The sequence below is a fragment of the Acetanaerobacterium elongatum genome, from assembly GCF_900103835.1.
In the GTDB taxonomy this organism is placed as follows: domain Bacteria; phylum Bacillota; class Clostridia; order Oscillospirales; family Ruminococcaceae; genus Acetanaerobacterium; species Acetanaerobacterium elongatum.
Window position 1 is genome coordinate 21,361 of sequence record NZ_FNID01000034.1, and the last position, 9,927, is coordinate 31,287.

Genomic DNA, 9,927 nt, shown 5'->3' on the forward strand with positions numbered 1-9,927 from the left:
AAATTCCTTTTTAAACCTTTACCTGTTCAAAAACAAAGCCGTCGTCTGCAAGAATATCCGCGCACGCAGCGGCATACTCCTGCAGCAGCCTTCGAGCGGCCTCTGCCTCCTGCTGCGGGGCGGAGTGCACCGAAACATCCCCCAGCGTTACCGAGCCGCCGCCCTGCGCGCTTTTCAGCAGCACATAACGGCAGCAAAGGCCTGCGGCGCACAGCATATTCAGCCGCTGCGCGTTTGCCGCAAGGTTGGTGTTCGGCCTTACTCTGCCTGCCGTTTCGGTCTGTATTAGCTCCGCAAGAGCCTGATAGTTCTGTGCTTCCTTTGGCGTAAGCCCCGCAAGCAGCGCAAACTGCCGCAAAATCTCCTCTGTCTGCATTCCGAGCGCCCCCTTCTGTTAAAACTGCACCCGCCCGCCGCTTGTGGCAGACGGGTGCGGTATATTCGTTAGGCCGCAAGCTCCAGCTTCTTAGAGGCCTCGGCAAAGATCTTCGCAAAGCCCGCGATGCTGGTTATCGCCGCACGCTCCAGCTGGCGGTCGATGAGCTTGTCGTAATCGATGTTCACGTCTCCCGCGCACACCATCTCCAGCGCAAAGCCCTTGTCCAGCCCGATGATGCTGCCGCCCGCCGCCTGGGCCTTTACAATGCTTGCCCCCAGCGGGGTAACCATCCTACCGGTGCCCTGAAAATTCAGCCCCGCAATGGCGTCCTTCAGCTCGGCGATGCAAAGCAGCTTTGCAATCACAGCGGGTGAGGCCACCAGCGTGTTCAGCCCGTAGGGGTTGAGCGCCTCCCACAGCGCCACAAGGCTTTGGTAGGTTACGTTCCCCGCCACACCGGTTTTAATGGCGGTGATGGCGTTGTTGTTTCCGTCGCCGTCGGTCAGCACCTTTACGGCGTCGTCCAGCTGCGCCGAGGCGATATACGCGCCGATCTGCCTGAGCGTAACGGTAAACAGGTCCAGCTTTGCAAAGCGCACCGCCTCGTACGAGGTCACCAGCATCCGGCCGCGCTTATGCAGCTTAATCAGGTTTTCCTGCGTGGTAACGGTGGTTTCGGGAATCACCGCCCCCTCGGCCACCGCCTTAAGCGCCTTGCGGTCGGCGCCGGGGCCGGAGGTGATGCTGCGGTAGTCCATCCCCTCGATCATCGTCTTGGTGGCGATGATTTTATCCAGCACGTTCGCCTCGCTTATGCCCTGCTTCACGGCGCGCGCCACATATTCGGGGAAGAGCGCGGAGCTGTCAGAGGTTGCGAAGAACTTCTCCACACAGTCGCTGCCAAAGCCGCTCACCTTAATGTCAAAGCGCTTGAGCTGGCGCTGGTAAGCGTCCAGCCCCTCCAGCGGGGTGTTCTTGTAGCTCTCCGACGGGTCCAGCTCCTCCAAAACTCTGCCAAAGCCCTTGCCCGCCACCTGATACATACCCTTTTCCAGTCGGATGTTATCGTAGCTTGCCATCTATACACCAATCCTTTCCAAACTTAATTTTAGGCTGCCGCAATCTGCCCTAGGCAGATTAGCTCAGCAGCACCCCTATGGTGCCGCCTGCGGTACCGGCCTCCACCACAAGGCAGCTTCTGCCCGCAGCGCCGCCCGCCTTTACGGCGTTTGCCCCGTTGCTCGCTAAGCAGGCATAGCCCACCGCAACCGTCTCGGCACAGGGCAGGCTTACATAGCCGCTTACCTGCACGCCCGCGATGCCGCCGCGCAGGGTCTTCACCACACCCACAATCGCCTTGCCGTCGGTCGCCTTTGCCACCGTACCGCTGCCGGACATCATCACAAGGTCTCCCTTCTGCGTACCCTCCGCCGCCGCAAAGGTAACCCTCTGCTCGTTTACCCCTTCAAAAGAGATGTTCATCTGTTATCCGTTCCTTTCCGGCACCTGCCTAAATCAGAGCAGCGCGCCAACAAAATTTCTGGGCTTTATTACCCTAAAAAATCTTCAAATCTTAAACTCGGTATTGCTCCTCCCTGCCGTATCGGCGCCTTTTGCAAGCTGCGGCACACCGGCTAAAAAGTTCTTCTCGTCTGTGTCAAACAGCCTTTTAAACTCACGCAGCTCGTCCAGCTCCATGCGCTCCACCGCGGCCTTGATCAGCTCGCAGTTGGCCTTAGGATAGGCGGCAAAAGCAAGGCGCAGCACCTCCTTTTCAAGCCCGCTCTTGTAGGCCCTGCCGCAAGAGGCTTCCTTCTCAAGCCTTTGGATATACTCCTTTAGCGTGAGTACCTCGCTGCCCGAAAGCGCTTCCATCCCCAGCTTTTTTAAAATATGCTCCATTGTGCTTCCTCCTTCCTGTGCCATATAGGCCTTGGATACCCCCGCCCCCTGCTGAGAGGGCACCGCGACGAACGACCACTCATACGCGTCGGTGGGCTTGCAAAGGATATGGCAGCACCGCTTTCCGTCTGCCTGTACCCCTTTGCGGTGGCCGCAGGCGCCCTCGCGCTGATTCTTACCGCACACCGAGCAGCGCACCTCGCTTACCGCGCACCCTACGCTCACTTCCTTCTTAATCCCCGCCTCAATCTCGGCTATCAGCGCAGCGTTCTTCTCACTGCGCAGCATATAAGCGCGCGCCTTGAGTGCGTGATATGCTTCCCCCGCCGCCGTCATTCGAGTGTCGTCACTGATTACTTCACACGCAAAGATGCGTGCCGTCTGATTTTCCGCCTTCGGGCTGTGGTCGAATATGCCGCTCTTGCCCAAGAAAAGCTTCGCCAGCGTATGCAGCGCGGAGATATCAAACCGCTCGTTGTCGCGGTCGATCTCGTTATCGCACAGCACCACCGAGAACACAAACACCTCGCCGCCTGTAAGCTCTCTCAGGGCATAGCGGTTTATCAGCGCAAGCTCCTTCTCGTTTACCAAAGCCTGTTCAGGGCTTGCCGACTTTGTGACTGTCCTCTTATCCGTTTTTTTCCACTCCTTTCAGCTCACGCTCCAGCTTTTTCGCCTGTGCCAGCAGCAGCCGTGCGCGTGCCTCCTCCACCGTATCCTGCAGGTTGATGGTCTCCCAGGTTATCCCCGGCTCGCACGCAAACCCGTTTAAGCGCAGATGCATCCTGGCTATCTGCAGGATTGCTGGGGTTACCAGCCTGCGGTAGCTTTCCAGCTCGCTGGTGAGCATGTCCGCCTGCTGGGTGCTCATGCGCTCGGTGGTGCTCCAGCTCAGCCCGAGCATAAAGGGCGGAATGCCGGTTTTCGCAACAATCTGCTCGAGCATCTGGCGCACCGGCACCTGTGTATCCAGCACCTGATTATCCGCGCCGATCACCTTAATGCTCACATCCCCCACCGCGATAAAGTCCTTCACCCTTCCGCCGCCCGTACTCATGGCGTCCGCCCACTCCTTGGCAATCTGCATGGCGCGCTCCTTGGCGTACGCCTTATCGGGTGCACTCTCGCCGGGCTTGTAGGTTACCGCAAACCGCAGGTTGCCCACGCGCTCGAAGTTCTGCCCGATGCTGTTGTAAATCTTCAGCAGCACCGAGCACACAAACGGCAGGCTGTGAAGTAGCGATGTTCCGCGCACCTCGCCGCATTTGGGGTTTAATGCCGCGTGCAGTATCAGCTCGGGGTGGGCAACCGGCCTTGGGGTAACACCCTCCCGCACGCAAAGCTCGGTACGCAGCGTTTGACTGTTCTGCAATATCTCCAAATTCTCAAGCGGTGCGTTATACAGCAGGGCGATGCGGTCTCGCGAGCCGCTAAGCACCATCTCTCCCGCCGCATTGCCGTAGCACAGCAGCGAGTTTAAAAACGACGCCACAAACAGCTGAATGCCGTTGCCTCCACCCGCGACGGGAACAGTGTCAAAAAACCGCTCCAGCAGCCGGTCGGCGGTGCTGTTGCCGCAGCTGGGCGCAAAGGTGCCCACCAGCCGCACAATCTTTTCAAGCGCCGCATCCACCACCGGCACCGCCTCGCGTATCGCGTCATACAGCGCGTTTTCGGGGGCAGAGAGCGGCACATAATTGCTCAGCGCCCCAAAGCTTATAGCGCTGCCCCTTGCCGTCTGCACCACCGAATACCCTTCCTTTTCTCCCTGTGCCTTACGCTTTTTCAGTAATCCCAAGTTTTCACCTCCTTTATGATAGGTAGGGAACGGTCTTGACCGTTCCGCTCTTTTACCCATGCCCAATAGAATCTCGGCGAGCGGGAATACCCCACCCTTGCAACGTAACTCCCATGTTTCCTATGAGCAAAACCATGCAAGGGGCAACGTTCTCGGCACCCCGCAGGTTTACCCGCCCGACAAAGCTTTGGTTGCAGGGGCGATAGGCGAATTTCGTACGCGAAAATCGCCTACGCAATCGCCCGCGGAGTAGATGCGGTTTGGATACAACCACGGATGCACGCCCCTATAAAGTTTTTAAGCAATATCTCTTTGTAAAACGGTCAGGATCGTTCTGCCTTGCTTTAAACCCAGTTATGGTTAATTGTGCGAACCTATGTTCTCACGGCGCTGGTTACAAAGAAGTCGTCCTCCCCGCCCTCTAGCACGGTACTCACAAAATAGCGTATATCGTCCATCGCGTGGTCGTTCTCCTTAACCGGGGCATCCCGACCGGTTCCCTCCTCCCACCGGTAAAGAGCAAATTCGCGGATGCTGTCCTTACACGATGGGTCAAACAGAATCTCACGCGCTTTCAAGGCATCGCACACCCTCCTTATCCCGTTAAGCACGTCGTTCTTCGCCTTTAGCACGCTGAATCTTCCGTGCCGCCTGATGGTCTCGATAAAGCTTGCCGCCGAAGGGTCTACCACCACACCGCTGATAAGGCAACCTCCCGCCAGCTCCTCCAGTGATAAATAGTGCTCCTCATCGGTTTTCTGAAAGCCCTCGCGCCGCGAATCAAAGTAATACTCCCGCAGCCGGTGCCAGCACCCCTGCGCAAGCCCCCACAGCCCGAACGACGACGGGTTCACCGTGCCGTAATCGCAGGAGATATAGTACCGCTCGCACCTTTCAGGCGCCTGACGCAGATGCACGCCCGCCTCAAACATCGGGTACACCAGCCCCTGCGCCGCCACCCAGCGCCCCTTTACAAACCGCTCGTAGAATACGCCGGAGTAGAGCGACTGGTAGCGCGCCACAATACCCAGCGCAAGCGAGGGGTTGTCGCTCATCTCAAAGTGGAGGAGCAGCGCGTTCTTCTCTCTGGCCTTTTTTATCCACTCTAAGTAAAACCAGTGGTGCGGATGCTCGGGGTTGCAGTTAAAAAAATATTTCGAGCCTGCCACCGAGCACCGCGCCAGCGCCTGCTCCACAAACGAGCGAGGCATCAGCGCCACCTCGTCAAACAGCACCCCGCCCAAGGTCATACCCTGTATCAGCGCCGCGGAGGACTCATCCTTTCCGCCGAACAGGTAGAACCGGTTGCCCCTTCCCGCAAGGGTGATGTCGATATAATTCTTGCTCACCCGCTCCTCACAGTGAAAGCCCAGCTCCTTTAAAACCCCCAGCAGCGGCACCACAACATTGCGCCGCAGCGAGGTCACCGTCTTGCCGCACAGGGCAAAGCTTCGGTTCGAAAACGCATAGAACGCCCACGCCACAAACGAAAGTGACATGCACAGGGTTTTGCCGCTTCTCACCGCGCCATCGCAGATGAGTGCATCCTTCCCCTCATGCGGGCTGCCCCTGCACCACCACGAAAGCGCCATCAGCTGCTTCTTAGAAAAAGGCGCAAACTCCGCTTTCAAGCACTCAACTCCTTTCTCCTCATATTATTGATTGGTTTGCACAATGCCAGACATCCGTATACGAACCGTTCCTTGTAGGGGAGCGCATTGCGTTCCCGCGGTATGACCTGTGATTACGTCTGAACCTGCGGGCGATTGATAATCGCCCCTACATTAAAACCTTAGGTGAGCGATTGACTGACGCGAAATTCGCGTTTTAACCCTACCATACCGCGGAACGGTCAAGACCGTTCCCTACAAATACTCCTTGAAACGCTAGAGATTTAGGGACGATAGGCGAAAATTCGCCGGCGGATTTCGCCCGTGAAAATCACCTCAGTAACTGCCCGTAATCTTTAGCCCCAGTTCACTGCAATTCATCTTCATCCTCCGCCGCGGCCTGTTTCAGCGCGCACACCCCTTTTTCAATCGCCGCATAAAACGGTGCCGCGCCGTCGGCCTGCCGTTCGCTCTCCAAGGATGCCAGCGCCTCCAACGCCTTCAGACGGTCGTAAAACTTAATCTCAAACCCGCCGCCCTTGGGCTTCTTAATTTCGGCAATCGAAAAGAGGTCAAGCTTCTCGGGGTTTAGCGTGCCCGAATCCTCGGCGAGCAGCAGCGCAACCGCGTCCGCAACGCTGCCGAATGCCAACCGCTCCAACCCCTTACACACATCCTTGGTGCTGCCCTTCCGCTGCGTCAGCTCCCCGATGCGCGCACAAACCTCCGCTCTTTTAAGTAGCCTTACCGCCGAGCGCTCCGCCAACAACGGGTTAAACCCCGCTTTTACTGCGGCCTCCCTTGCGTTCTGCGTCGCGGCGTAATGCCAGCAAAAGAACTCCTCGCGCCTTGTGAGGGGTCTCCTCTCGGTATTTTTTATGCTCACCACCTCCGTTCCCTCTCACCTATAGGGTGGAAAAGCGGTTAGTTGCATAGTTTTTGTAGATTATATAAATATTTATTAATCTACAGCATAAATTATTAATATTTATATTTTTTTGTAAAATATGTATTGATATTTTAATTACAATATTGCATAATTATATAAAATAAATGTTGCAGGAGTGGTAAACATAAAAAAATTTGTCAGCGTGGTTCTTGCTTTTATACTGATTATGTTATGTATGCCGACTACATATGCAGATACTACAGTTAGTACTGCCATATATGTTTTCAGTAATAATGATGGCTCTTATTCAACTTCCGCTAATAATTCAAACGGGCTTAGAGCATTCAACAATTCTTCATCACAAAAAATTGCTAAGCAGAATAATGATATTTTTTATTTTGATGCAAATCCTAATAGAAAATTAATTAAAATCAATAATTCTATGTTCCTTGAAGCCGAAGAAATCAATGTTAATGTTAAATCGACAGCAGCGGTTAATTCAATTATTAGTGCATATTCAATTCAAGGTAAGCTAAGAGAAGATCTTCTACAAACAAATCAAATGGCATTATCACTAGACTGGGAATCTATTGATGCTCAACTTTATGTTCCTACTAGAAATACCTCTAATTCAAACGGAGCAATTTATACTGGCTATAATGGTGCACGATATAAAGATTATGTGTATACAGCGACTGCTCAAAGTTCTTACTATAATATAAGTCAATTAACAGGTAAGATTTCTGCTGTTGCCGCAAAAACTCTTCAAACATTCATAGTTCGTTCTCTTGGTAGTTCTTCTGCATCATCACAAATTGGAGTACTCCTTACATTGCAGGATATATTTGGTTCTTTATTTGAATCATACCCAACTTCTACTTCTATTCAAACACAGGTTAGCTCTTGTGAAACCAAAACAAGAAGATACACTTACATTGAATCACCAGTTTATGCAGATAGCTTTTCATGCAGAGCTATAAGTGATACTGGTTCCCAATATTTTAGATATTTAACTATTACGCCTGGTCAACTTGAGCATTTTGCAAATGCAGATACATGCTATTATTGTGGAGATAACTATTATAATTTAGATGAAATGGCTTATAGCTACAGGTTCGGTGGCGGTATTGAGGTTTGGAAAGAAACCGTTTCATCTTTCAAATTGAATGCTTTCCAGTCATTTAGTTCTGTTAATCCTTAAATATAGGATACTTTAATATCTATTCCATTTCCAAGGTTGAAATTTTTTCAGCCTTGGAAATGTTATATTTCAAATTTTTCAGTTGATATGAAACGTATATTCTTTATTAGATGCTAAATCCTAAAGATAGGACTTGGAGCTTGGAATGAAAAAACATAGAGTTTATTATTACTTCATACCAATCATTATATTGGTACTTGTTCTATCAACTTACATTGTTTATTCTCTGCCAGTGAAATTGAATAATATACTACCAAATAACATAACACGCATATCCATCATTGATAGCGAAGGTTCTTTGGAAGAGAAACAGGCCGCACCGATTACCGAACAATCTAAAATTGATGAATTCCTAAACATACTAGACGATTATACCTACCGAAAGAAGCTGTCCTTTTCCTCCACAGTTCCAACCTATCCCGTTGATAAGGTCTCCCACATCATGCTTAACATGTATTCAGAAAAGGATGTCGTTTCAATACAGCTTCTGTCAAACGGCGAACTGCTGGTCGGCAATAATCCCTATGGTGTCAACAGCCTATTTGATAATTCAAAAGCGAAAGAGCTCTACGGCAAAATCAAGGAGCATTTTATTCCTTGATAATCCCATTAGGTAAATATGGCGTATTTCTGCCCATTCCCTTTTATTGATGGTTGACAATTCCCTGCCCTACATGTTATTATTGTCAAAGTTAAAAGGGAGTAGTTTTCATACAAAGTCAACATACTGGCCCAAAAGCCTGGCTTTGTAGCCTTTCAGGTAACGAGACTTTTAGCGTGTTCGCTGTCATGCGGATACGCTAAGGGTCTTTTTTATTTCCCTTTTTCAAATATCTATGAGAGGTTGTTCAAAATGGGTTCTATGCTGCCTGCATTTCTCTTCTCGGTTGGCGCGGTTGTCTTGGCTGAAATGGGCGACAAAACGCAGCTTTTGGCAATGGCGTTTGCCACCAAGTATAAGGCGTCCAAGGTGATGCTTGGCGTTTTTATCGCAACCGTTTTAAACCACGCGCTGGCCGTGGCGGTTGGCAATTTCATCACCCGCTTTCAGTCGATTCAAATCTGGATTCAGGTAATCGCTGCCGTTTCGTTCATCTTCTTCGGGCTGTGGACCATCCGTGGCGACAAGCTGGACGGCGAGGATCAAAAGCCCTCGCGGTTCGGGCCGATTCTCACCGTAGGCATCGCGTTCTTTATTGCCGAAATGGGCGATAAAACACAGCTTGCGACCATTGCCATCGCCACCAAGTTCCCCGCTGCCCCCGTCGGTATCCTGATGGGCACCACCACCGGTATGCTGATTGCCGACGGTATCGGCATTATTATCGGCGTTGTACTGTGCAAGAGGATACCCGAAAGAACGGTTAAGCTTGTTTCCGCGGCTGCGTTTATCCTGTTCGGCTTTATCGGAAGCTATCAGGCTGCCCGCGATGCGCTCGGTCTTTCCATCCCCATCACCCTGCTTATCCTCGCTGTTTTAGCCGTTGCCACCGGTTTTGCCGCTTACTTCATCATTAAAAAGGATCATGCAGCCCAAAAGGCAGAGACTGTCAACACTGCCGAGTAATAAATAACACACAAGGGACGGCGTCCTCGACGTCCCGCGGAATTCTATCAGCCACGCGGTGGTGATGTAGGGGCGCGTATTGCGCGTCCGCGGTTTTTTGCTGGGTTACTGGCAAACGCGCCCATGCCGGGGGTATTCTCTACTCATAACTAATCTCTAGCTGCTACTCGCCCACCCCCAACCCCCTCCCGCATCTTGAGCTCATATTGTCCAGAATTCCATTATGCGGGAGGGGGAAAACTGTTCGGGGGCTGGCGCCCCCGAACGTGTACCCCCTTCACTGTACAGGGTGAACCCATGTGTCTGCCCAGGCAAGTTGAGAAGGCAGAGAGGATAGGACAGAAGACAGAATTCTTTTTTTCCGCGTACCTTTCTGCCCTCTGATTTCTGTCATCTCGTAGGGGACGGCGTCCTCGATGTCCCATGGTCAACCCGACTGCTAAATACCTTGATTGTAGGGGCGCGCATTGCGCGTCCGCGGTTTTTTGCTGGGTTACTGGCAAACGCCCCCATGCCGGTGGTATTCTCTACTAATAACTAATCTCTAGCTGCTACTCGCCCACCCCCAACCCCCTCCCGCA

At 52.3% G+C, this 9,927-nt stretch carries 10 protein-coding genes; 3 read left to right on the forward strand and 7 right to left on the reverse strand.

The window, feature by feature from the left end:
* Window positions 1–10 precede the first annotated feature (10 nt).
* The 7 genes from BLR50_RS11530 to BLR50_RS11560 form a co-directional block, all read right to left on the reverse strand.
* Window positions 11–376 (reverse strand): hypothetical protein, encoded by a 366-nt coding sequence (locus BLR50_RS11530; protein WP_092642356.1) that lies wholly within the window; start codon window positions 374–376, stop codon window positions 11–13.
* Window positions 377–444: 68 nt separating this feature from the next.
* Entirely contained in the window at window positions 445–1,458 is a 1,014-nt protein-coding gene (locus BLR50_RS11535; RefSeq protein WP_092642360.1) for a phage major capsid protein, read from the reverse strand.
* A 58-nt stretch (window positions 1,459–1,516) separates the two neighbouring features.
* On the reverse strand, window positions 1,517–1,861 hold the full coding sequence (locus BLR50_RS11540; RefSeq protein WP_092642363.1) for a hypothetical protein: 345 nt from the start codon (window positions 1,859–1,861) through the stop codon (window positions 1,517–1,519).
* Window positions 1,862–1,945: 84 nt separating this feature from the next.
* Window positions 1,946–2,872: a hypothetical protein gene (locus BLR50_RS11545; RefSeq protein WP_092642366.1), complete on the reverse strand. Its 927-nt coding sequence runs from the start codon at window positions 2,870–2,872 to the stop codon at window positions 1,946–1,948.
* A gap of 37 nt (window positions 2,873–2,909) precedes the next feature.
* The gene (locus BLR50_RS11550; protein ID WP_242871755.1) at window positions 2,910–4,079 is read right to left on the reverse strand and encodes a phage portal protein; all 1,170 of its coding nucleotides are present in this window, start codon (window positions 4,077–4,079) and stop codon (window positions 2,910–2,912) included.
* A 374-nt stretch (window positions 4,080–4,453) separates the two neighbouring features.
* Window positions 4,454–5,671, reverse strand: coding sequence for a PBSX family phage terminase large subunit (locus BLR50_RS11555; protein ID WP_092642380.1), 1,218 nt, complete (start codon window positions 5,669–5,671; stop codon window positions 4,454–4,456).
* A gap of 385 nt (window positions 5,672–6,056) precedes the next feature.
* Window positions 6,057–6,575 (reverse strand): terminase small subunit, encoded by a 519-nt coding sequence (locus BLR50_RS11560; RefSeq protein ID WP_242871756.1) that lies wholly within the window; start codon window positions 6,573–6,575, stop codon window positions 6,057–6,059.
* A gap of 178 nt (window positions 6,576–6,753) precedes the next feature.
* Between BLR50_RS11560 and BLR50_RS14340 the strand changes: the two genes are divergently transcribed.
* From BLR50_RS14340 to BLR50_RS11570, 3 genes are all read left to right on the forward strand, one after another.
* The gene (locus BLR50_RS14340) at window positions 6,754–7,779 is read left to right on the forward strand and encodes a hypothetical protein (RefSeq protein ID WP_143008107.1); all 1,026 of its coding nucleotides are present in this window, start codon (window positions 6,754–6,756) and stop codon (window positions 7,777–7,779) included.
* 298 nt (window positions 7,780–8,077) lie between these two features.
* Entirely contained in the window at window positions 8,078–8,380 is a 303-nt protein-coding gene (locus BLR50_RS11565) for a hypothetical protein (RefSeq protein ID WP_092642368.1), read from the forward strand.
* A gap of 252 nt (window positions 8,381–8,632) precedes the next feature.
* Window positions 8,633–9,346 (forward strand): TMEM165/GDT1 family protein, encoded by a 714-nt coding sequence (locus BLR50_RS11570; RefSeq protein ID WP_205408698.1) that lies wholly within the window; start codon window positions 8,633–8,635, stop codon window positions 9,344–9,346.
* Window positions 9,347–9,927: the final 581 nt, after the last annotated feature.

Bases quoted from the DNA above. Each gene is read 5' to 3' on its own strand.
- BLR50_RS11535 (WP_092642360.1), bottom strand. From the start codon at position 1,458: ATGGCAAGCTACGATAACATCCGACTGGAAAAGGGTATGTATCAGGTG.
- BLR50_RS11555 (WP_092642380.1), bottom strand. From the start codon at position 5,671: ATGGCGCTTTCGTGGTGGTGCAGGGGCAGCCCGCATGAGGGGAAGGAT.
- BLR50_RS11540 (WP_092642363.1), bottom strand. From the start codon at position 1,861: ATGAACATCTCTTTTGAAGGGGTAAACGAGCAGAGGGTTACCTTTGCG.
- BLR50_RS11570 (WP_205408698.1), top strand. From the start codon at position 8,633: ATGGGTTCTATGCTGCCTGCATTTCTCTTCTCGGTTGGCGCGGTTGTC.
- BLR50_RS11530 (WP_092642356.1), bottom strand. From the start codon at position 376: ATGCAGACAGAGGAGATTTTGCGGCAGTTTGCGCTGCTTGCGGGGCTT.